The organism is Stutzerimonas stutzeri, assembly GCF_024448715.1.
In the GTDB taxonomy this organism is placed as follows: Bacteria; Pseudomonadota; Gammaproteobacteria; order Pseudomonadales; family Pseudomonadaceae; genus Stutzerimonas; species Stutzerimonas stutzeri_AR.
Map to the genome: position 1 here is coordinate 510,963 of NZ_JAMOHZ010000003.1, position 22,416 is coordinate 533,378.

Annotated in this window: 18 protein-coding genes; 2 read left to right on the forward strand and 16 right to left on the reverse strand. The window is 58.0% G+C overall.

Features of this window, described 5'->3' with window-relative positions; all coding sequences use genetic code 11:
• Positions 1-100: 100 nt before the first annotated feature.
• The 16 genes from dnaE to rpsB all read right to left on the reverse strand — a co-directional run bounded on the left by dnaE (position 101) and on the right by rpsB (position 18,521).
• Complete coding sequence (gene dnaE, locus NAV33_RS09235; protein ID WP_255979152.1) at positions 101-3,622, reverse strand: DNA polymerase III subunit alpha; 3,522 nt, start codon at positions 3,620-3,622, stop codon at positions 101-103.
• A 149-nt stretch (positions 3,623-3,771) separates the two neighbouring features.
• The gene (gene rnhB, locus NAV33_RS09240; RefSeq protein WP_255979154.1) at positions 3,772-4,428 is read right to left on the reverse strand and encodes a ribonuclease HII; all 657 of its coding nucleotides are present in this window, start codon (positions 4,426-4,428) and stop codon (positions 3,772-3,774) included.
• Positions 4,428-5,561 carry a lipid-A-disaccharide synthase gene (gene lpxB / locus NAV33_RS09245; RefSeq protein WP_255979156.1) on the reverse strand — a complete coding sequence of 378 codons (1,134 nt, stop codon included), beginning with the start codon at positions 5,559-5,561 and terminating at the stop codon, positions 4,428-4,430. The genes rnhB and lpxB overlap by 1 nt, the downstream gene beginning before the upstream one ends.
• A gap of 1 nt (position 5,562) precedes the next feature.
• The gene (lpxA, locus tag NAV33_RS09250) at positions 5,563-6,339 is read right to left on the reverse strand and encodes an acyl-ACP--UDP-N-acetylglucosamine O-acyltransferase (protein WP_255979158.1); all 777 of its coding nucleotides are present in this window, start codon (positions 6,337-6,339) and stop codon (positions 5,563-5,565) included.
• Positions 6,336-6,776 (reverse strand): 3-hydroxyacyl-ACP dehydratase FabZ, encoded by a 441-nt coding sequence (fabZ, locus tag NAV33_RS09255; RefSeq protein ID WP_255979160.1) that lies wholly within the window; start codon positions 6,774-6,776, stop codon positions 6,336-6,338. The genes lpxA and fabZ overlap by 4 nt, the downstream gene beginning before the upstream one ends.
• A 96-nt stretch (positions 6,777-6,872) precedes the next feature.
• Positions 6,873-7,931 carry a UDP-3-O-(3-hydroxymyristoyl)glucosamine N-acyltransferase gene (gene lpxD / locus NAV33_RS09260; RefSeq protein WP_255979162.1) on the reverse strand — a complete coding sequence of 353 codons (1,059 nt, stop codon included), beginning with the start codon at positions 7,929-7,931 and terminating at the stop codon, positions 6,873-6,875.
• Positions 7,931-8,434: an OmpH family outer membrane protein gene (locus tag NAV33_RS09265; protein WP_255979164.1), complete on the reverse strand. Its 504-nt coding sequence runs from the start codon at positions 8,432-8,434 to the stop codon at positions 7,931-7,933. Before NAV33_RS09265 ends, lpxD begins: the two co-directional genes overlap by 1 nt.
• 49 nt (positions 8,435-8,483) lie before the next feature.
• Complete coding sequence (bamA, locus tag NAV33_RS09270; RefSeq protein WP_255979166.1) at positions 8,484-10,847, reverse strand: outer membrane protein assembly factor BamA; 2,364 nt, start codon at positions 10,845-10,847, stop codon at positions 8,484-8,486.
• Positions 10,848-10,916: 69 nt separating this feature from the next.
• On the reverse strand, positions 10,917-12,269 hold the full coding sequence (rseP, locus tag NAV33_RS09275) for an RIP metalloprotease RseP (protein ID WP_255979339.1): 1,353 nt from the start codon (positions 12,267-12,269) through the stop codon (positions 10,917-10,919).
• Positions 12,270-12,376: 107 nt separating this feature from the next.
• On the reverse strand, positions 12,377-13,567 hold the full coding sequence (gene ispC / locus NAV33_RS09280) for a 1-deoxy-D-xylulose-5-phosphate reductoisomerase (protein ID WP_255979168.1): 1,191 nt from the start codon (positions 13,565-13,567) through the stop codon (positions 12,377-12,379).
• Positions 13,564-14,379, reverse strand: coding sequence for a phosphatidate cytidylyltransferase (locus NAV33_RS09285; protein WP_255979170.1), 816 nt, complete (start codon positions 14,377-14,379; stop codon positions 13,564-13,566). The genes ispC and NAV33_RS09285 overlap by 4 nt, the downstream gene beginning before the upstream one ends.
• Positions 14,373-15,134, reverse strand: a complete 762-nt coding sequence (uppS, locus tag NAV33_RS09290; protein WP_255979172.1) for a polyprenyl diphosphate synthase — start codon at positions 15,132-15,134, stop codon at positions 14,373-14,375. Before uppS ends, NAV33_RS09285 begins: the two co-directional genes overlap by 7 nt.
• A 157-nt stretch (positions 15,135-15,291) precedes the next feature.
• Positions 15,292-15,849 carry a ribosome recycling factor gene (gene frr / locus NAV33_RS09295; RefSeq protein ID WP_255979174.1) on the reverse strand — a complete coding sequence of 186 codons (558 nt, stop codon included), beginning with the start codon at positions 15,847-15,849 and terminating at the stop codon, positions 15,292-15,294.
• The gene (gene pyrH, locus NAV33_RS09300; RefSeq protein ID WP_255979176.1) at positions 15,846-16,589 is read right to left on the reverse strand and encodes a UMP kinase; all 744 of its coding nucleotides are present in this window, start codon (positions 16,587-16,589) and stop codon (positions 15,846-15,848) included. Before pyrH ends, frr begins: the two co-directional genes overlap by 4 nt.
• Positions 16,590-16,783: 194 nt before the next feature.
• Complete coding sequence (gene tsf, locus NAV33_RS09305) at positions 16,784-17,653, reverse strand: translation elongation factor Ts (protein ID WP_255979178.1); 870 nt, start codon at positions 17,651-17,653, stop codon at positions 16,784-16,786.
• Between the two features lie 127 nt (positions 17,654-17,780).
• Positions 17,781-18,521, reverse strand: coding sequence for a 30S ribosomal protein S2 (gene rpsB / locus NAV33_RS09310; protein ID WP_255979180.1), 741 nt, complete (start codon positions 18,519-18,521; stop codon positions 17,781-17,783).
• Positions 18,522-18,824: 303 nt separating this feature from the next.
• Between rpsB and map the strand changes: the two genes are divergently transcribed.
• Together map and NAV33_RS09320 are read left to right on the forward strand one after the other, a co-directional pair.
• Complete coding sequence (gene map, locus NAV33_RS09315) at positions 18,825-19,607, forward strand: type I methionyl aminopeptidase (protein ID WP_255979182.1); 783 nt, start codon at positions 18,825-18,827, stop codon at positions 19,605-19,607.
• 39 nt (positions 19,608-19,646) lie between these two features.
• Positions 19,647-22,349 carry a [protein-PII] uridylyltransferase gene (locus NAV33_RS09320; RefSeq protein WP_255979184.1) on the forward strand — a complete coding sequence of 901 codons (2,703 nt, stop codon included), beginning with the start codon at positions 19,647-19,649 and terminating at the stop codon, positions 22,347-22,349.
• Positions 22,350-22,416 lie beyond the last annotated feature (67 nt).

Consider the following 22,416-nt stretch of genomic DNA (forward strand, 5'->3'; position numbering starts at 1 on the left):
TCAGGTCGAACAAAATGTTCGCAATCATGACCCGATCCAGGATCGGGTCGCTCGGTAGCCTGGCTCCACGCCTTTCTCGGCACGGACCCGCTGGCTCCCGCTATCGGTATTGCAAAAAGACGTTGTCGCGCCCGAACTGGTCACGCAATGCCTGAATCAAGTTATCGGCTGGGTCGATTCGCCAGCTTTCGCCGAACTGCAGCAGAGCCCGCGCATCGCTGCCAGTGTATTCCAGCGTGATCGGGCAGGCGCCGCGGTGACGCCCGCAGACGTCCGCCAGCCAGCGCACCCGGTCACCTTTCAACGCATCGCCGGCGACCTTGACACGCAGGCTCTCGGCGAGCCCGGTGCGTGCTTCCTCCAGGCTCATCACGCGCTTGGCACGCAGGCGCAGGCCACCGGAGAAATCGTCATTGCTGACCTCACCTTCGACCACTACCAGCGCATCGGTCTGCAACAATGCTTGTGCGCTGTTGAAAGCCTCAGCGAAGAGCGACGCCTCGATCCGCCCGGAGCGGTCATCAAGGGTGATGAAGCCCATCTTGTCGCCCTTCTTGTTCTTCATTACCCGCAGATTGACGATCAGCCCGGCGATGGTCTGCTCGCCCCGCGCCGGCCGCAGATCAATGATCCGCTGTCGGGCGAAGCGACGCACCTCACCTTCGTACTCATCGATCGGATGTCCGGTAAGGTAAAGTCCAAGGGTGTCCTTCTCTCCCTTGAGGCGCTCCTTCAGCGACAGCTCGCGCGCCTTGCGGTGATTGACATAAACGTCTGCCTCGGGCTCGGCGAAGAGACCGCCGAACAGGTCCATATGACCGCTGTCGAGGCTGCGCGCCGTCTGCTCGGCGGCCTGGACGGCTTCCTCCATGGCCGACAGCAAAACAGCACGATTGCGATCAATATTGGCCTGATAGGTCTTGGGCTCGTCGGAAAAGTAGGGGCCGAGACGGTCTAGCGCACCACCACGAATCAGCGCTTCCAGGGTGCGCTTGTTGATCCGCTTGAGGTCGACGCGGCTGCAGAAATCGAACAGATCTTTGAAAGGCCCGCCCTCGCCGCGGCATTCGACGATGGCTTCTACCGGTCCTTCACCGACGCCCTTGATCGCACCCAGGCCATAGATGATTCGCCCGTCGTCGCTGACGGTGAACTTGAACTCGGAGTTGTTCACGTCTGGTGCGTCGATGCGCAGCTTCATGCTGCGGCATTCCTCGATCAGCGTGACCACCTTATCGGTGTTGTGCATATCCGCCGAGAGCACCGCGGCCATGAACGGCGAAGGATAATGCGCTTTGAGCCAGGCGGTTTGATAAGACACCAGGCCATAAGCGGCAGAGTGCGACTTGTTGAAGCCGTAACCGGCGAACTTTTCCACCAGGTCGAAAATGTTACCCGCCAAATCGCCATCGATACCGTTGTTGGCGCAACCCTCAATGAAACCGCCGCGCTGCTTGGCCATTTCCTCGGGCTTCTTCTTGCCCATGGCGCGGCGCAGCATATCCGCCTGGCCGAGCGTGTAACCGCCCATGACCTGAGCGATCTGCATCACCTGTTCCTGATACAGAATGATGCCGTAAGTGGGCGCCAGTACCGGCTTGAGCCCCTCGTACTGGTAGTCCGAGTGCGGATAGGAAATTTCTGCTCGGCCATGCTTACGGTTGATGAAGTCGTCGACCATGCCCGACTGCAGCGGACCGGGCCGGAACAGGGCCACCAGGGCGATAAGATCTTCCAGGCAGTCTGGCTTGAGCTTCTTGATCAGCTCCTTCATGCCACGTGATTCGAGCTGGAACACCGCCGTGGTTTCAGCCTTCTGCAGCAGCGAGAAAGTCGGTTTGTCGTCCAGGGGAATGAAATCGATGTTCAGCGGCTCCAGACCCTTCTTGGCCTGCTCGCGATTGATCGTCTCCATGGCCCACTTGATGATCGTCAGCGTACGCAACCCGAGGAAGTCGAACTTGACCAGGCCGGCAGATTCGACGTCGTCCTTGTCAAATTGAGTTACCAGACTGCCGCCTTCATCATCGCAAGCGATGGGCGCGAAATCGGTGAGCTTGGTCGGCGCGATCACCACACCGCCTGCGTGTTTGCCAGTGCCGCGGGTGATGCCTTCGAGCTTGAGCGCCATGTCCCAGATTTCCCGGGCATCTTCATCGACCGCAAGAAAATCGCGTAGCGGCTCTTCCATTTCGTAGGCTTTTTCGAGAGTCATGCCGACCTCGAAGGGAATCATCTTCGATAGGCGATCGGCAAGCCCGTAGGACTTGCCCTGCACCCGCGCCACGTCACGCACCACCGCCTTGGCCGCCATGGTGCCGAAGGTGATGATCTGGCTGACCGCGTTGCGCCCGTACTTTTCGGCCACGTAATCAATGACCCGGTCACGGCCATCCATGCAGAAGTCGACGTCGAAGTCGGGCATGGAGACCCGCTCAGGGTTGAGGAAGCGTTCGAACAGCAGGTCGTAGGCCAATGGGTCGAGATCGGTAATCTTCTGCACATAGGCAACCAGCGAACCCGCACCCGATCCACGCCCAGGCCCCACCGGAACGCCGTTATTCTTGGCCCACTGGATGAAGTCCATAACGATCAGGAAGTAACCCGGGAAGCCCATCTGGATGATGATATCCAGCTCGAAATTCAGCCGGTCGACGTAGACCTGCTTCTTCGCTTCGTAGTCCGGGGTGCTCTTGGGCAGCAGCACCTCGAGACGCTCCTCAAGGCCATCGAACGAGACCTTGCGGAAGTATTCGTCCATGGTCATGCCTTCCGGCACCGGGAAATCGGGCAAGAAGTAGGTACCCAGCTGCACTTCGATATTGCAACGCTTGGCGATTTCTACGGTATTTTCCAGCGCCTCCGGCAGGTCGCTGAACAGCTCCCACATTTCTTCGGGCGTTTTCAGGTACTGCTGGTCGGAGTAGTTACGCGGCCGACGCGAGTCGTCGAGCGTTCGGCTTTCTCCGATGCAGACGCGTGTTTCGTGCGCCTCGAAATCCTCCTGTTTGAGGAAACGTACATCGTTAGTCGCCACCAGCGGGACGTCGCAGCGCTGAGCCAAAGCGACTGCAGCGTGCAAGTGCTCCTCGTCATTGACACGATTAGTACGCTGTACTTCGAGATAGAAGCGCTGGGGAAACACCGCCTGCCACTCGGCTAACAACGCATCGGCTGCCGGCTCGTCACCCTCGAGCAGGGCATGACCAATCTCCCCTTCTTTGGCGCCGGACAGCGCGATCAGGCCTTCGGCAGCTCCCTTGACCCACTCACGCTCGATGATGATTTGATCGTTGCGCTGGCCGTCTGTCCAGCCGCGCGACACCAGCTCGGTAAGATTGCGATAACCCTTGATATCCATCGCCAGCAATGTCAGCCGGCTGAGCGGGCCATCTTCGTCGCGACTGGCAAGCCAGATATCGGCACCGCAGACCGGCTTGATTCCAGCCCCTTGCGCAGCCTTGTAGAACTTGACCAGCGAGCACATGTTGCTCTGATCCGTTACCGCCACGGCCGGCATGCCTGCACTCGCCACCGACTTGACCAATGGTTTGACGCGCACCAGCCCGTCTACCAAAGAATATTCGGTGTGCAGGCGGAGATGGACGAAAGAGACGGGCATGAACGAACCTTGGACTGGCGAAACGACAAGCCCGGGATTGTACCGGAAAGCCTGATCGGTTTAAGGCTGCTGGTGAAGGGTTCTACGCCGGCGTGGATCGACAGCGCGTTTGCGCTCCAGATCCGCCGGCACCCGCAGGGAAGTGCAGGTCACACCAGCAAGGCGGTCGGAACGCTGACAGTTTCGATGTTTGCAGTTTCGGCTAGAGTGGCCTGTTCCAGCAGATTGCGTACCGGCGCAAACGATCGGCGATGAATGACCGACGGACCGAGGCGCTGCAACGCATCCAGATGGTTCGGCGTCGGGTAGCCCTTGTGCGACGACAGACCGTAGCCGGGATAACACAGATCCAGCGCGCACATCTCACGGTCGCGACTGACCTTGGCCAGAATCGAGGCGGCGGCAATGGCCGGAACCTGGCCGTCACCCTGAATCACCGGCGAGCTAGGCACGGCGAGCTGCGGGCAACGGTTGCCATCGATCAGTGCCAATCGCGGCGTCACGCTTAAGCCTTCAACTGCGCGCTGCATCGCCAGCATGGTCGCGTGCAGAATGTTCAACTGATCGATTTCATGCACCTCGGCTCGCGCAACGCACCAAGCTAGGGCCTTCTCGCAGATTTCATCGAACAGCGCTTCACGCCGCGCCTCGGTTAGCTTCTTCGAATCGTTGAGCCCTTCGATCGGGCGCTTCGGGTCGAGAATTACAGCAGCGGTCACGACAGGCCCGCAGAGTGGCCCACGGCCGACCTCGTCGACACCGGCAACCAATTCTTCGACCAGATTGAAATCCAGACCAATCTGCATCAGCTCGCCTCGACCAACTCAAGTACCGCGCTAGCCGCCTGACTCGACGCATCGCATCGCAGGGTTCGATGGATAGCGTCGAAGCCCTCGGTTTGTACGTCGCCGTTATCCAACAGGGGTGACAGTAGCTGAGCCATCGCTTCTGGAGTCGCCGCGTCCTGCAACAGCTCTGGCACCAGCAAGCGCTGGGCGAGTAGATTGGGCAGCGCGACGTAGGGACTTTTCACCATGCGCTTGAGGATATGAAAGGTCAGCGGCGCGACGCTATAGGCCACCACCATCGGACGTTTGTAAAGCAAGGCTTCGAGCGTCGCAGTACCAGAGGCAATCAGCACAGCATTGCAGGCGGCAAGCGCCTCGTGGGAGCGGCCATCGAGCAGCGTCAGCGGCAGATCTCGCCCAATTAGCATTTGTTCCAGCTGCAGACGGCGCTCGGGACTGGCACAGGGAACCACGAAATGGATGCCTGGACGCATCGATCGAAGCCGGTCCGCGGCGCAGAGAAAGAGTTCGCCAAGGCGGCCCACCTCACCACCACGGCTACCCGGCATCAGCGCGACTACAAGCCCTTCCTGCGGCAGGTTCAGCGCAGCACGTGCGGCGGCGCGATCGGGCTGCAGCGGGATGGTATCGGCCAGTGGATGCCCGACGAAGCGTACCGCAACCTGATGGGCATCGTAGAACTTCGCCTCGAATGGGAATAGCGTGAGCATCAAGTCGCAGGCATCACGAATCTTCAGTACCCGCTTCTGCCGCCAGGCCCAGACCGAGGGACTGACGTAATGCACCGTCTTGATACCGGCCCGCCGCAGTTTGAGCGCCAGGTCCAGATTGAAATCCGGCGCATCGATTCCGATGAACACGTCGGGCTGCACGTCAAGCAGTGTCTGCAGCAAGCGCTTGCGCCGCATTAGCAACTCAGACAGGCGACCGAGTACTTCCACCAGCCCCATCACCGCGAGACGCTCCAACGGAAAATAGGACTTGAGTCCTAGCGCCTCCATCCGCGGCCCACCGATGCCGATAAATTCGACATCGGGGCGTTGGGCTCTGAGGGCCTGCATCAGGCCTGAACCGAGAATATCGCCAGATGCCTCGCCGGCCACCAGTGCGACTGTCAATGGTCTGGACATATCAGCGCGTGATGCCGCGATTCGATGCTTGCACCGAGTCACGGAACAATGCAACTTCAGGAAACGTCAGCGCATCCGCGGCAAGCTCGGCGAGTGCGGCATCAACCGTCAGCCCTTTGCGGTAGACGATCTTGTAGGCGTTGCGCAGGGCCAGAATGGCTTCTGCACTGAAACCACGGCGACGCATACCTTCGAAGTTCATGCTGCGCGCCTCGGCCGGGTTGCCAAAGACGGTGACAAACGCCGGAACGTCCTTGCCGATCGCAGTACCCATTCCGGAAAAGCTGTACGCGCCGATATGGCAATACTGGTGCACTAAGGTATATCCCGACAGGATTGCCCAATCACCTACATGCACATGACCCGCCAACGCGGTGTTGTTGACCAGAATGCAGTGGTTGGCGATGACACTGTCATGACCGATATGTGCGTAGGCCATGATCAGGTTGTGATCGCCGATGGTGGTCTCGCTGCGATCCTGCACGGTGCCACGGTGAATGGTCACGCCTTCGCGGATCACGTTGTGATCGCCGATCACCAAACGTGTCGGCTCGCCCTTGTATTTCAGGTCAGGCGTGTCCTCACCTACTGAGGAAAACTGGTAGATGCGATTGTAGCGACCGATGCGGGTCGGACCTTTGATAATCACGTGAGACGCGATCACCGTCCCCTCGCCTATCTCGACATCCGGGCCAATGATCGACCATGGTCCGACCTGAACGTCATGCGCGAGTCGGGCCGCAGGATCGACGATGGCACGAGGGTCGATCAAACTCATATCTTCTGTTCCGCACAGATGATCTCGGCAGAGCATACAGGCTTGCCATCGACACTGGCTCGGCAGTCGAACTTCCAGATCCCGCGCTTGGCGCTGATGAAAGACGCCTCGAGAACCAGCTGATCACCTGGCACTACCGGCTGACGGAAACGCAGTTTGTCCGAACCCACGAAATAATAAAGCGTGCCATCGGCCGGTTTGACTCCCATCATTTTGAAACCGAGCAGCCCGGCTGCCTGCGCCATGGCTTCGATGATCAGCACGCCCGGCATGATCGGATGCTGCGGAAAATGACCGTTAAAGAACGGCTCGTTGATGGTGACGTTCTTATACGCGCGAACTCGCTTGGCTTCCGTGTCCAGCTCCACTACCCGATCGACCAGCAGGAACGGATAACGGTGGGGAAGGTATTCGCGAATCTCGTTGATATCCATCATGTGAGGAAAAAGCCTGTAATGATTAGGGAAGCTGGCACACATCAGCCGTACACCCCGCTGATAAACAGCCGCTAGCGGGGCTATCAGACGATAAGGTCAGGCATCTGAAGACGAATCCCCACTTGGGGTCACGGCAGCCAGGCGTTTTTCCACGTGCTGCAGACGACGCGCCATGTCGTCTAGGTGTCGAATTCGGGCGGCACTCTTGCGCCACTCGCCGGCTGGCTGCATGGCCGTTCCTGACGAATAGCTGCCCGGTTCGGTAATCGATCGGGTCACCATGGTCATACCGGTAATGAATACGTTGTCACAAACTTCGATATGTCCAACGAGCCCGGCGCCGCCGGCAATCATGCAGTTGCGGCCAATTTTTGTACTACCGGAAATGCCCGAGCAACCAGCCATGGCGGTGTTGTCGCCGATCTGGACGTTGTGGGCGATCATTATCTGATTGTCCAGCTTCACACCGTTGCCAATTACGGTGTCCGATAGCGCTCCCCGATCGATGGTCGTGTTGGCGCCAATCTCGACATCATCGCCGATGCGAACGCCGCCAAGCTGGGCGATCTTTTCCCAGCTGCCCTGCTGGTTGGCAAAACCGAAACCTTCGCCGCCAATCACCGCGCCTGGCTGGATTACTACCCGCTCGCCGATGCAAACGTCGTGGCAGAGGGTCACTCGCGGAGCCAGGCGCCCCCCGGCGCCAACACGGCTACGCGCACCGACAAAGGACTGAGCGCCAATCACCACATCCGGACCGATCCACGCGTTTGCCTCGATCACCACCTGAGCACCGATGCTTGCGGATGGATCGATGTGAGCGCTGGGCTCGACTATGGCGCTTGGATGAATACCGCAGGGGGAATGCGGCCGCGTCTCGAACATGTGTGAGATTCGCGCATATGCAAGATAGGGATTGGCGACGATCAGCGCGGCACCGGCGTAGCTCTCAGCATCCTCGGGTGTAAGCAATACGGCGCCTGCACGGGTGATGGCGAGAAACTTGCGGTACTGGGCGTTGGCAAGGAAGCTCAGTTGATCAGGACCAGCCTCCTGCAGCGTAGCCAGGCTCGAAACCGTTTGCGCAGCATCGCCGCGCAATGCAGCTCCCAGCTGCTCGGCTAAATCACCGAGCGTATAGACGACCTGGCTCATCAGCGCAGCTGATTCATGCGCTCGATGACCTGGCGAGTGATGTCGTACTGCGGCTTGACATCAACCACGGCGCCACGCTCGAGTACTAGGTCATAGTCACCCTTCTTGATGACTTCTTCGACAGCCTTGTCGAGCTTCGGCTTGAGCTGTTTGAGCATGTCACGGTCAGCTGAGGCCTTCGATTCGTTGAGCTCCTTGGAGAGGAACTGGAAGTCACGCGCCTTCTGCTTGAATTCAAGCTCAAGGCGCTCGCGCTCGGCCTGCTGCATCTTGTCGCCGTCTTTGCCCAAACGATCCTGAATGCGCTTGGCATCGCTCTCGAGCCCTTTGAGCTTTTCCAGCTGCGGCCCGAATTTCTTTTCCGCATCGACCGAGTAGCGCTTGGCAGCGTCGGATTCGAGCAATGCCATCTGATAGTTCATCACCGCAATTTTCATTTCGGCGAACGCGGGGGTTGCCACCATAACAGCGGCAACAAGAAGCAATTGGGTCAACTTACGCACGGTATTTACCACTCTTCAAAGAAAGCGCTAGAGCGAGACGCCCCAGTCGTTAAAAGGTTTGTCCCAGCGAGAACTGGAAGACTTGAGTATCGGCCTCGTCAGGCTTAACCACAGGCATCGCCAAGCTGAAACTCAAGGGGCCCATGGCGGTGATCCAGGTCAGCCCGACACCGACCGAGCTGGCCACCTCGCCGAAATCAATGTCGCTGCAGTTGTCCGACTCCGAAGGGCAGTTAGTATCGTAGACGTTACCAACATCCCAGAACACCGAGGTGCGCAGCGAGCGCTGGTCCTTTACGAACGGCATCGGGAAAAGCAGTTCCATCCCCCCCTGGATCAGTACGTTACCACCATAAGGCAACGCATCCTGATCCGGGTCGGCAATGGTGCCCTCGTTCCCAGTCACGTCCTCGCCGCGGCTTGGTGTGCTGCGCGGACCGAGACTGCTGTCCTCGAAGCCGCGAACCGAGTTGAAACCACCAGCATAGTAGTGCTCATAGAAGGGCAGTCGCGAAGTGGAGCCGTAGGCATCCCCATAGCCCAACTGAGTATGAAAACGCATGGTGTACGTCTTGGTTACCGGAACGAACAGCTGCGCGTTGTAATCAAGCTTATAGAACGACAAGTCGCTGCCTGGTAGGGTGGTTTCCAGCGCAAGGCTTTGCGAATGACCTCGCGTCGCCAGAACCCCACGATTTAGGGTCGATTCGGACCAGCCGACCGACGCTTTGAAGTTGAGATAGCTGTCACCTTCCTCTTCCATGAAGTCGAAAATTTCATCAACCGTATAACGCCCGCTGTCGATCGTGTCCTGCTGAGCGGAAAGGCCGAACGACAAGCGCGAAGTCTCGCTGATCGGATAACCGATGTTGATACCGCCACCCAGACTATCGACGGAGTAGCTGGAGACGTCGTAGTCAAGCTCATCGTAATCGGTAGTGCGATAGAAGGCATTGTAGCCGAGGCTGACGCCGTCTTCGGTCCAATAGGGATCGACGAAACCGAAGTTATAGCGCGATTGGTATTCGCTGCGAGTCAGGCCCAGGCTGACACGGTTCCCGGTACCCAAGAAGTTGTTCTGACTGATGGAACCACCAAGAATCAGGCCGGCGTTCTGGGCGAAGCCGATGCTTGCCATGATCGAGCCGGACGGCTGTTCTTCGACACTGTAATTAACGTCGATCTGGTCATCGGTGCCGGGTACCTGCGGGGTTTCGACGTTCACTTCCTTGAAGAAGCCTAGGCGCTCGAGACGGGTCTTGGACTGATCGATCAAATAGGTGGACGCCCAGCCGCCTTCCATCTGGCGCATCTCACGACGCAGCACTTCATCTTCGGTCTTGGTGTTGCCGCGGAAGTTAATGCGATTGACGTAGGCCCGCTTACCTGGGTCGACCACAAAGGTGATCGAGACGGTGTTGTCTTCGTCGTTGGTTTCCGGCACTCCGTTGACGTTGGCGAAGGTGTAACCCTCATTGCCTAATCGCCGCGTGATCAGTTCGGAGGTGGTGGTCATCACCTTGCGCGAGAAAATCTGACCTTCCTTCGCCAGTAATAGTGATTGCAGCTCTTCTTGCGGCACCTTCAGGTCGCCGCTCAGCTTTACGTCGCTGACGGTATAGCGATCGCCTTCGGCAATATTAACGGTGACGTAAACGTCTTTCTTGTCCGGCGTGATGGACACTTGGGTGGAGGTAATATCCATATTGATGTAGCCGCGATCCAAATAATAGGAACGCAGGCGCTCGAGGTCGCCAGACAGCTTTTCACGAGCGTACTTATCGTCATTGCGGAAGAACGACAGCCAGTTGGTGGTCTTCAGCTCAAACAGGTCGGTCAAATCTTCGTCAGGAAAAACCGTATTGCCGACCACATTGATGTGCTTGATCGAAGCGACCGAGCCTTCGTTGATATTAATCTTCAACGCGACGCGATTACGTGGCTGCGGCACGACTTCGGTTTCGATAGTGGCTGAGTAGCGACCCTGAGCAACGTATTGGCGCTGCAGCTCGTTGCGCACACCTTCAAGCGTGGCCCGCTGAAAAATTTCGCCTTCGGCGAGGCCCGACTGCTGCAAGCCGGAAAGCAGATCTTCGGTCTTGATAGCCTTGTTGCCGTCGATCTCGATACCGGAAATCGACGGCCGCTCCACCACGTTGATGACCAGCACGTCGCCTTCGCGACCGAGCCGGATATCCTCGAAGAAACCGGTGCGGAACAATGCACGGGTGGCATCTACCAGACGACTGTCATCAGCAGCCTGCCCGACATTCAACGGCAAAGCGCCAAAGACACTGCCGGCGGAGACTCGCTGCAGGCCATTAACGCGTATATCTGAAATAGTGAAGGACTCGGCGTGAACTTCGGCAATCATCAGCGCGGAAATTACCGCAGGTAGCAGCAGACGTTTCATGAAGTCCTTTCTTTTCAAACCTGATAATTGAACCTGCGCTGGGCGCGGCGACATCAAGGTATATGGCGGTTAAAGGCGGCCAAGGTCGTTGACCAACGCAAGCAGCATCACCCCAACAACCAGGCTGATACCGATCTGTACTCCCCAACCCTGAACCCTGTCCGACAAGGGACGTCCACGGACCCACTCGACCAAATAGAAGAGCAGATGCCCTCCATCCAGGACGGGGATAGGCAATAAATTGAGTACTCCAAGGCTAATGCTCAGATAGGCGAGGAAGTTCAGAAAGTCGCCCACGCCGGACTGTGCAGAAGCGCCCGCCACTTTAGCAATGGTTATCGGGCCGCTCAAGTTTTTTACCGAGAGCTCACCGAAGAGCATTTTCTTCAACGAATCGAGCGTTAAAACGCTCATCGTCCAGGTCCGACGGAGCCCTTCACCGACCGCTTCAAGTGGTCCATAGCTAACATTTCGAAGCATTCCCGCCGGCCATTCGCCGGCCGCAACGCCTGCTCCAAGGTAGCCGCGACGGTCGTCCCCCTCGTCGCGCGAGGCCAAGGTCAAAGGAAGCTCGAGCACCTTGCCATCACGTTCGACTTCCAACAGCACCGGCTTGCCCGCCAACGGCCTGACTCGGTCGACAACTTCCTGCCATTGATTCAGCGACTCGCCATTGAGGCTGACCAGGCGATCGCCGAGGCGTACGCCGGCTGCCTGTGCAGGTCCTTCGGGATCAAGCTGAGCCACCACCGGTGTGATTTCCGGGCGCCATGGCCTGATGCCCAGCGAGCTAATCGGATCTGGCTCTTCGACACCTTTGAGCCATTCATTCAGCTCCAGTTGTACCCGCTGCGCCTGAGTGTGATCGCCCTCCCGCACAAGCATTTCCAGTGAGCCGCTTTCGCCAAGCCGCCTGATCAACTGCAGATTGACCTCTGCCCAACCAGCGGTGGGCTTGCCGTTGACTTCTACGATTTCCTGCCCTGCGACCAGACCGCCACGTTCGGCGAGGCTCCCAACCTCGACAGCACCAACCACCGGCCGTACCTGCTCACTGCCGAGCATCGCTAACGCCCAGAAGAACACCAGGGCTAAAAGGAAGTTAGCCAATGGCCCAGCCGATACGATGGCAAAACGTTGCTTCACGGTCTTGCGATTGAATGCCTGATCAAGCAGTGCCGGCGGCACGTCACCCTCGCGCTCGTCAAGCATTTTCACGTAGCCGCCGAGCGGTATCGCTGCAATCACGAACTCGGTGCCCTGGCGATCATGCCAACGCAACAGTGGACGACCGAAGCCCACCGAAAAACGCAGCACCTTGACGCCACAGCGGCGCGCGACCCAGAAATGGCCATATTCGTGGAACGTTACCAGCACACCCAAAGCAACAAGAGTGCCGATGATCATGTACAGCGCGCCCATATTCCCCTCTGCCTCGAAAGGCTGTTTAGAAGTCACCGGCTCCAGCAACTCGAAGCCTATACAGACGCCCCGCTGTCACGCGGTTGGCTGGACGACGCTCTCAGCAACTACCGATCGCGTCTGTGTAACCAGCGCGAAGCCAGCATGCGAGCCTGAGCATCGGCAGCAAGCACATCTGCAAGACAGCGAGCCGGGACCGAGGCCTCGAGATCGAGAACGTCTTCGATGATACTCGCGATTTCGATGAAGCGAATGCGACCATTGAGGAACGCATCCACCGCCACTTCGTTAGCCGCATTGAGCATTGCGGGCGCCGTTCCGCCATCCTGCGCAGCTTGCCGGGCGATGCGAAGACAGGGAAACCGCTGCTGATCGGGCGCCTGAAAATCCAGACGACCTATCTGCAAAAGATCCAGCGCCGACACACCGGAATCGATTCGCTCCGGCCAGGCCAGCGCGTGGGCGATCGGCGTGCGCATGTCGGGATTGCCCAACTGAGCTAGAACCGAGCCGTCGACATAGTCGACCATTGAGTGAATGACGCTTTGCGGGTGGATGACCACCTCGACCTGGTCTGGGCGCGCATCGAACAGCCAGCACGCCTCAATGAGCTCAAGCCCTTTATTCATCATGCTGGCCGAATCAACCGAAATCTTGCGTCCCATGGACCAGTTGGGGTGTGCGCACGCCTGCTCGGCTGTGACAGCCGCAAGCTGCTCCAGTGGAAGCTCACGGAATGGCCCACCAGATGCAGTGAGCAGGATTCGCCTGACTCCGACGTTGGCAAGCCCGGCGGAATAGTCGCCTGGCAGGCATTGAAATATCGCGTTGTGCTCACTGTCGATGGGCAGCAGCACGGCCGTGCTGTCGCGCAGCGCCTGCATGAACAACCCGCCGGACATAACCAGCGCCTCTTTGTTCGCCAGCAGCACGCGCTTGTTTGCCTGCACTGCCGAGAGTGTTGGGCGCAAGCCTGCGGCGCCGACGATCGCCGCCATTACCACATCGGTTTCGGGATGCGCTGCCACTTCACTCAGGCCACCCTCCCCCACCAGGACGCGAGTGTGCACACCGTCGTCGCTGAGCCGACCTTGCAGGTCACGAGCCTGACAGCTATCGGCCACCACAGCGTAACGGGGACGATGCAAGCGGCACAATTCACGCAATTCGGCGATTCGGCTGAAAGCAGTCAGCGCGAAGATTTGGTAGCATTCGGGATGGCGACTGACAACATCCAGCGTGCTCAAACCGATCGAACCGGTTGCGCCAAGCACCGTCACCTGCAAGATTTCGCTCACCAGGCACCCCACCCAGCGAGCCACAACAGAACAGTGAATACAGGCACCGCGGCGGTAAGGCTGTCGATGCGGTCCATCACGCCGCCGTGTCCGGGCAGCAACTGACTGCTGTCCTTGATCCCCGAACTGCGCTTGAACATGCTTTCGGTCAGATCACCGACGACCGAGATGACCACGACCAGAGCCGCGCCCAGCACTGCCAACACCAGCTCCCGCGTCGACCAGCCCTGATAAAGCCCGACGCTAAAGGTGATAAGCAGACTTGTAATCAGACCACCGATCAGCCCCTCCCAGCTCTTGCCGGGACTGACTTGCGGCGCGAGCTTTCGCCGGCCAAAGGTCTTGCCGGAAACGTATGCACCGATATCGGCAGCCCAAACCAACACCATAACCGCCACGATCAACCAGTTGCCTTGCTGCCACTGCTTGAGCAGCACCAACGCCTGCCAAGCCGGAAGCAGAATCAGCAAGCCGATCACCAAACTACCGAAACGGCCACCCCAATGACGCTGGCTACGCGGATAACTGAGCACCAAGGATGTCGCAGCCAACCACCACACCACGCTGATCGAGAGCAGCCAAGGTGCAAGTGCCGGAAACCGGTATAGCACCGCCAACAGCAGGCCGACGATCACTGCATAACCGACCCGCGCGAATTGACCAGCACAACCGGCCAAACGCGCCCATTCCCAGGCTCCAAGAACCACCACCACGCCAATGAACAAGGCGAATGCGAGACCCTCGAGAAGAAAGAAGCCGATCAGCGCAATCGGCAGGAGAATGGCAGCGGTGATAATGCGTTGCTTCAACATTCTGCGCGAACCTCTGTCTCGACCTGATCACCGGTCTTGCCAAAACGCCGTTGACGCTTGGCGAAATCGGCCAACGCGGCGCGCATTGCATCGTGCTTGAAATCCGGCCAGAACAGGTCGGAAAAATACAGCTCAGCGTAGGCCAGCTGCCACAACAGAAAGTTGCTGATCCGACGCTCGCCCCCGGTGCGGATGCACAGATCCGGCACCGGCATATCACCGGTGGCCAAGTAACTTTGAAAAAGCGCCGGAGTAATCTCATCAGGGTTCAGACGACCATTCTGCGCCTCACGGGCCATCCGCTGTGCGGCCTGAAGGACATCCCACTGACCACCGTAGTTGGCTGCCACCTGAAGCACGAAGCGGCTGCTTCCCGCCGTCATCTCTTCAGCTTCAAGCATCGCGGTCTGCAGCTCAGGATGAAAGCGCGAGCGGTCGCCTATGATGCGCAAGCTGATGCCGTTTTCGTTGAGTTTGCGAGCTTCCCGGCGCAAAGCGGTAAGAAACAATTCCATCAACGCGCCGACCTCTTCGGCCGGACGTTGCCAGTTCTCACTGGAAAACGCGAACAGCGTCAGCACCTCGACCCCCGCCTCGGCACAGACCTCAATGACAGCCCTGACCGCATCAACGCCCGCTTTGTGTCCGGCCACGCCCGGCAAAAGGCGCCTCTTTGCCCAGCGGTTGTTGCCATCCATGATAATTGCGACATGACGGGGTACATTCCGTCCGGCAACCTGCCTGACCTTTTCCATGAAACGACTCTACCTGCGCTCAATCACGCTGCGAACAATAGGAGAATTGCCGATGGCAATACCTGGGGATACGACTGAATAGCCCCTCGCGCGCCACCCCTAACGAAGCCGGCACGCTCCGACACGAGCGATACGAACAAAGCCCGGTACAACAACGTCAAACGGCCATCAGGTCGCTTTCTTTGCTTTCCAGCGTCTTGTCGATTTCCGCAACGTGCTTGTCGGTCAGCTTTTGAATGTCATCCTGAGCACGACGCTCCTCGTCTTCACTGATTTCCTTTTCCTTCACCAAATCCTTAAGCTGCGCAATAGCATCGCGACGGATATTGCGTACAGCAACGCGGGCATTCTCGGCCTCGGCGCGCGCCTGCTTGGTATAACCCTTACGCGTCTCCTCGGTCAGAGCAGGCATCGGTACACGTATGGTGGTCCCAGCAGTGGCCGGATTGAGGCCGAGATCGGAGGTCATGATGGCCTTTTCCACGGCCTGGATCATGCCACGGTCGAAGACCGCCAGTGCTAAGGTGCGCGAGTCTTCAACGGTAACGTTGGCGATCTGACGCAGCGGTGTATCACTGCCGTAGTAGGACACCATCACGCTATCGAGAATGCTCGGGTGGGCACGACCGGTACGGATCTTGGCGAGTGCATGACCCAAGGACTCCAGGGTTTTCTTCATGCGTTCCTGTGCGTCTTGTTTGATCTCATTGATCATTGATTCGGTTCCTCGATCAGGGTTCCTTCAGCGCCGCCGAGCACGATATTGAGCAGGGCACCGGGCTTGTTCATGTTGAATACCCGCAGCGGCATATTGTGATCACGACACAGGCAAATGGCCGTCAGGTCCATCACGCCGAGCTTGCGGTCAAGCACGTCATCATAAGTCAGCTGCTCGAATTTCTCAGCGTTCGGGTCTTTGAACGGATCCGCTGTGTAAACGCCGTCGACCTTGGTGGCCTTGAGCACGACGTCAGCATGAATTTCGATAGCGCGCAGACATGCCGCCGAATCGGTCGTGAAGAACGGGTTGCCGGTTCCCGCCGAGAAGATCACGACCTCACCACTTTTGAGATGACGCATCGCCTTGCGGCGGTCGTAATGATCGGTGACGCCAACCATGGAAATAGATGACATTACCAGCGCGGGAATGTTGGAACGCTCCAGCGCATCGCGCATCGCCAGTGAGTTCATCACGGTAGCCAGCATACCCATGTGATCTCCGGTGACACGATCCATACCGGCGGCTGACAGCGCTGCACCACGGAACAGATTACCGCCACCGATGACCAAGCCAACTTCTACGCCTATTCCAACCAACTGACCGACTTCCAAGGCCATGCGATCCAGCACTTTGGGATCGATGCCGAAGTCTTCCGAGCCCATCAAGGCTTCGCCGCTTAATTTGAGCAGAATGCGTTTATAGCGAGGATTGCGTGCACTCATCTGCTGAGCCATTGGCGTTGTTTCTCCTGCGGCGTTTATATGACTGACATGCTGTACAGCCAGAAAATATCTGCGCTATGACAGCGAAACTGCGGCTTGGTGCCTAGCGATGACTATACCGTGACAAAAAAATAATTCTGCTCTCCAGTTCGACAAAGAGGCCGCGCGCGTGAGCGGGCAGCCTCTTCGAGGACAGCAAAAGCGTCTTATTGCTTGGTAGCAGCGACCTGAGCGGCAACTTCAGCAGCGAAGTCGACCTCCGCGCGCTCGATGCCTTCGCCTACTTCGTAACGAACGAAGGAAACGATTTCCGCACCGGCCTTCTTGGCCAGGTCGCCGACCTTGATCTCGGGGTCCTTGACGAAAGCCTGCTCGACCAGGCTTGCCTCGGCGAGAAACTTGCTGATGCGACCAGCAACCATCTTCTCGACGATTTCGGCGGGCTTGCCTTTGATCTTGTCTTCGTTCAGCGCCAGGAAGATTTCCTTCTCCTTGGCAACTGCGTCTTCGGAAACCTGCGAGGGGTTCAGGAATTGCGGGTTACTGGCCGCAACGTGCATGGCGATTTCCTTGGCCAGCTCGACGCTACCGCCCTTCAGAGCGACCAGAACACCGATGCGGTGACCGTGCAGGTAGGAGCCGACCAAATCAGCTTCTACACTGGTCAAGCGACGGATGTTGACGTTTTCGCCAACCTTGGCAACCAGCGCTTCGCGGTTGCTTTCCTGAGCGGCGATCAACGGCGCGGCGTCGGTCATCTTCTCGGCGAAGGCTTTCTCAACGCTGCTGCTGACGAAATTCTTGAAGTCGTCCTGCAGTGCCAGGAAGTCGGTCTGCGAGTTGACTTCGATAATCACGGCACGCTTGTTGTCATCGGCAACCTTGACCGCGATGGAGCCTTCGGCAGCGATGTTGCCGGCTTTCTTGGCTGCCTTGATGGCGCCAGCAGCACGCATGTCATCAATGGCCTTCTCGATGTCGCCGCCAGCAGCGGTGAGTGCTTTTTTGCAATCCATCATGCCTTGGCCAGTGCGCTCGCGCAGTTCTTTAACCAGGGCTGCAGTGATTTCTGCCATGTTCGCAAATCCTCTCGATTCGATTTTCGATCATCGCCTCGTTAATCAGGCGATCAATTCGGAAGTGGCAAAAAGGGGGCATAGCCCCCTTTCTGTTCAACGGGTATCAGCTATGCGGCAAACGCGCTCAGCCTTGAGCGGCCTCGGGGGCAGCTTCTTCGACGAACTGGTCAGCACCGCCAGCGCCGTTCTGGCGGCCACGCAGTACAGCGTCGGCCATCGAGCCCAGATAAAGTTGCACGGCACGGATGGCATCATCATTACCAGGGATGATGTAGTCCACACCTTCCGGGCTGCTGTTGGTATCGACGATACCGATGACCGGGATGCCCAGCTTGTTGGCTTCAGAGATGGCAATGCGCTCGTGATCGACATCGACGACGAACATAGCATCGGGCAGACCGCCCATATCCTTGATACCACCCAGGCTGCGATCGAGCTTCTCGAGATCGCGAGTGCGCATCAGGGCTTCTTTCTTGGTCAGCTTCTCGAAGGTACCGTCTTGAGACTGAACTTCCAGATCACGTAGACGCTTGATCGAAGCGCGGATGGTCTTGTAGTTTGTCAGCATGCCGCCCAACCAGCGGTGATCGACATACGGAGAGCCGCAACGAGCGGCTTCTTCGCGAACGATCTTGCCAGCGGAACGCTTGGTACCGACGAACAGAATCTTGTTCTTGCCAGCAGCCAGTTTCTCAACGAAACGCAGAGCGTCGTTGAACATCGGCAGGGTCTGCTCAAGGTTGATGATATGAATCTTGTTGCGCGCACCGAAAATGTATTTGTTCATTTTCGGATTCCAGTAACGGGTCTGGTGGCCGAAGTGCACACCGGCCTTCAGCATGTCGCGCATGGTGACTTGAGTCATGGTACTTCCTCAGATAGTCGGGTTAGGCCTCCACGCGTCCCGATATCCAACTCTTGCGAGCACCCAGGATACCGTGTCGACACGTGTGTGGGGTCAGGCTCGGCGGGCAGTCCCGCAGAGCGGCGCGTTTTATAGCATAAAGACAGGCTAGAGGCCAGACTGATTTGCACGACTCGCGCATCCCGCACGCATGCTGTCTCGCTCAGCCTTCCAGCCTTCGGCGCTTTTATCGGCTCCACGTCTATTTGGTTTATCATTTGCGCTTTCGTTTTTGATGCGCTTCCCGGCGCCAATGAGGTTCGAATGACTGTCACCATCAAGACGCCCGAAGATATTGAGAAAATGCGCATTGCGGGGCGACTCGCCGCCGAGGTGCTGGAGATGATCGGCGAACACGTCAAGCCGGGTATCACTACCGAAGAACTGGACCGCCTCTGCCATGAGCACATCGTCAACGTGCAGCAGGCCATACCCGCCCCGCTGAATTACAAGGGCTACCCGAAGTCGATCTGTACGTCTATCAACCACGTCGTCTGCCATGGCATCCCCAACGACAAGCCGCTAAAGGATGGTGACATTCTCAATATCGACATTACCGTCATCAAAGATGGCTACCACGGCGATACGAGCAAGATGTTCATTGTCGGCAAAGCACCGGAATGGGCCGAGCGTCTATGCAAGGTCACGCAGGAATGCCTCTATAAAGGTATCGAGATCGTCCGCCCCGGTATCCATCTTGGCGATATTGGCGAAGTGATCCAGAAGCATGCCGAGAAGAACGGCTTCTCCGTGGTCCGTGAATATTGTGGCCACGGCATTGGCAAGGTCTTTCACGAGGAACCGCAGGTGCTTCATTACGGGCGCGCCGGGACTGGCCTGGAGCTCAAGGAAGGCATGACCTTTACCATCGAGCCGATGATCAATCAGGGCCGTTCGGAAACGCGCTTGCTGGGCGACGGCTGGACAGCCATCACCAAGGATCGCAAGCTGTCTGCACAGTGGGAACACACCATTGTGGTGACTACCGATGGTTATGAAATCTTTACCCTGCGCAGCGATGACACCATCGCCCGCACCTCGTCCTGATCAGTTATCAACAATGTTGCCTTGATGGAGGGCGCTGGCATGCCTCAGGTTGATCCCGAACTGTTCGACCGCAGCCAGTTCCAGGCAGAGCTGGCGCTTAAAGCCAGTCCCATCGCTGCTTTCAAGAAGGTTATCCGCAAAGCACGTGAAGTGCTCGACACACGATTTTTAGCAGGCCGCGATATCCGTGGCCTGATTGAAGACCGTGCCTGGTTCGTCGATCAGATCTTGCGCGCAGCCTGGCAGCGTTTCGACTGGAACAGCGATGCCGAGATCGCACTGGTCGCAGTGGGCGGCTATGGTCGCGGAGAGCTGCATCCATACTCCGATATCGATCTGCTGATCCTGCTCGATGATAGCGATCAGGAGAAATTCCGAGACTCTATCGAAGGCTTCCTGACCCTGCTTTGGGATATCGGTCTGGAGGTCGGCCAGAGCGTACGCTCGGTGGCGGAATGCGCCGAAGAGGCACGAGCAGACCTGACGGTGATCACCAACCTGATGGAAAGCCGCACCATCGCCGGGCCCGAGCGCCTGCGACAAAACATGCTGAAGGTCACCAGCCCATCGGAAATGTGGCCGAGCAAAGAATTCTTCCTTGCCAAACGCAACGAGCAAGCGGCGCGTCATTCCAAATACAACAACACCGAGTACAACCTTGAGCCCAACGTAAAAGGCTCGCCCGGCGGGCTACGCGACATTCAAACAATTCTGTGGATCGCGCGACGCCAGTTCGGCAGCCTGAATCTGAGCGCAATCGTCGATCAGGGTTTTCTAACCGAAGGCGAATATTCGCTGTTGGTGTCCAGCCAGGAATTCATCTGGCGCGTCCGCTACGGGTTGCACATGTTGGCCGGGCGCGCCGAAGACCGCCTGCTCTTCGACCACCAACGCAGTCTCGCCGCCCTCCTCGGCTATGAAGACAGCGACGCCAAACTGGCCATTGAGCGCTTCATGCAGAAGTACTACCGCGTGGTCATGAGCATTTCCGAACTTGGCGATCTGGTGGGGCAACATTTCGCCGAGGTCATTCTCTGGGAAGGTGACAGCGGCGATGCCGTGCCGCTCAATAGCCGCTTCGTCTTACGCGACGGCTATCTCGAAGTGGCCAATGATTCGGTTTTCAAGCGCAGACCCTTCGCGATCCTCGAAGTGTTCGTATTGTTGGCGCAACATCCAGAAATCCAAGGGGTTCGGGCCGAAACCATCCGTTTGTTGCGCGACCACCGCCATCTCATCAATGATGATTTCCGTAGCGATATCCGCAACACCAGCCTGTTCATCGAGCTGTTCAAGTGCAAGGAAGGTATACACCGCAACCTGCGCAGAATGAACCGCTACGGCATCCTCGGACGCTACCTGCCGGAGTTCGGTCATATTGTCGGGCAGATGCAACATGATCTCTTCCACATCTATACCGTCGACGCCCATACGCTCAACGTCATCAAGTATCTGCGCAAGCTCAGCAAGCCCGGCGTTGCCGAGAAGTATCCGCTGGCCAGCAAGCTGGTCGAACGCCTGCCCAAGCCGGAACTCATTTATATCGCGGGGCTTTATCACGATATCGCCAAAGGCCGCGGCGGCAATCATTCGGAGCTTGGCGCCGTGGATGCCCATACCTTTTGCGTGCGCCACAAGCTGCCGGCGTGGGATACGCGTTTGGTGGTCTGGCTGGTGGAGAACCACCTGATGATGTCCACCACAGCGCAGCGCAAGGATCTATCCGACCCGCAAGTAATCAATGATTTCGCTCAGATGGTCGGCGACGAGACCCACCTCGATTACCTGTATGTACTTACCGTAGCGGACATCAACGCCACCAACCCAACGCTGTGGAACTCCTGGCGAGCAAGCCTGCTACGCCAGCTGTACACAGAAACCAAACGAGCCCTCAAACGCGGCCTGGAAAATCCGTTAGGGCGAGAGGAACAGATTCGCCAGACCCAGCGTGCCGCGCTCGACAATCTGGTACGCAACGGCACTGATCCAGACGACGCCGAGCAATTGTGGTCGCAACTGGGTGACGACTACTTCATGCGTCACAGCTCCACAGACGTCGCTTGGCATACTGAAGCCATCATCGAACATCCGAGCGACGGCGGCCCGCTGGTTCTGATCAAGGAAACCACCCAGCGCGAATTCGAAGGCGGCACGCAGATTTTCATCTATGCACCGGACCAGCACGACTTCTTCGCCGTGACCGTGGCGGCAATGGATCAGCTGAACCTGAACATTCACGACGCCCGCATCATTACCTCGAGCAGCCAGTTCACGCTGGATACCTACATCGTGTTAGATGCCGATGGTAGCCCTATCGGCAACGATCCCGAGCGCACCGAGGAAATTCGTCAAGGCTTAATCGATGCGCTGCGCAACCCGGACGATTACCTGACGATCATCCAGAAACGCGTGCCCCGACAGCTCAAGCACTTCGCGTTTCCGCCGCAGGTCACCATTCACAACGATATGCAACGCCCCCAGACGATCATCGAAGTCATCGCACCCGACCGCCCCGGGCTGCTGGCTCGCATCGGACAGCTGTTTCTGGACTTCGATCTATCTCTGCAGAACGCGAAAATCGCCACGCTTGGCGAGCGCGTCGAGGACGTATTTTTTGTGACCAATGCCGAGAATCAGCCGCTGTCAGATCCGCAGCTGTGCCTCAAGCTGCAACAGGCGATGATCAAGCAGCTGTCGCAGGAAAACGAGCGTCAACCGTCACCGAGCAGCATCGTCATCTGAGCGCCCATCCGGTAAATTGCGCAGACAGCCGGTAAGCATGCAACGGTGACCGAACGGGTACATGACC

Bases quoted from the DNA above. Each gene is read 5' to 3' on its own strand.
- lpxB (WP_255979156.1), bottom strand. From the start codon at position 5,561: ATGTCCAGACCATTGACAGTCGCACTGGTGGCCGGCGAGGCATCTGGC.
- tsf (WP_255979178.1), bottom strand. From the start codon at position 17,653: ATGGCAGAAATCACTGCAGCCCTGGTTAAAGAACTGCGCGAGCGCACT.
- uppS (WP_255979172.1), bottom strand. From the start codon at position 15,134: ATGGAAAAGGTCAGGCAGGTTGCCGGACGGAATGTACCCCGTCATGTC.
- map (WP_255979182.1), top strand. From the start codon at position 18,825: ATGACTGTCACCATCAAGACGCCCGAAGATATTGAGAAAATGCGCATT.
- rseP (WP_255979339.1), bottom strand. From the start codon at position 12,269: ATGGGCGCGCTGTACATGATCATCGGCACTCTTGTTGCTTTGGGTGTG.
- pyrH (WP_255979176.1), bottom strand. From the start codon at position 16,589: ATGGCTCAGCAGATGAGTGCACGCAATCCTCGCTATAAACGCATTCTG.
- NAV33_RS09320 (WP_255979184.1), top strand. From the start codon at position 19,647: ATGCCTCAGGTTGATCCCGAACTGTTCGACCGCAGCCAGTTCCAGGCA.
- NAV33_RS09285 (WP_255979170.1), bottom strand. From the start codon at position 14,379: ATGTTGAAGCAACGCATTATCACCGCTGCCATTCTCCTGCCGATTGCG.
- lpxA (WP_255979158.1), bottom strand. From the start codon at position 6,339: ATGAGTTTGATCGACCCTCGTGCCATCGTCGATCCTGCGGCCCGACTC.
- fabZ (WP_255979160.1), bottom strand. From the start codon at position 6,776: ATGATGGATATCAACGAGATTCGCGAATACCTTCCCCACCGTTATCCG.
- dnaE (WP_255979152.1), bottom strand. From the start codon at position 3,622: ATGCCCGTCTCTTTCGTCCATCTCCGCCTGCACACCGAATATTCTTTG.
- bamA (WP_255979166.1), bottom strand. From the start codon at position 10,847: ATGAAACGTCTGCTGCTACCTGCGGTAATTTCCGCGCTGATGATTGCC.
- rnhB (WP_255979154.1), bottom strand. From the start codon at position 4,428: ATGCAGATTGGTCTGGATTTCAATCTGGTCGAAGAATTGGTTGCCGGT.
- rpsB (WP_255979180.1), bottom strand. From the start codon at position 18,521: ATGACTCAAGTCACCATGCGCGACATGCTGAAGGCCGGTGTGCACTTC.
- frr (WP_255979174.1), bottom strand. From the start codon at position 15,849: ATGATCAATGAGATCAAACAAGACGCACAGGAACGCATGAAGAAAACC.
- lpxD (WP_255979162.1), bottom strand. From the start codon at position 7,931: ATGAGCCAGGTCGTCTATACGCTCGGTGATTTAGCCGAGCAGCTGGGA.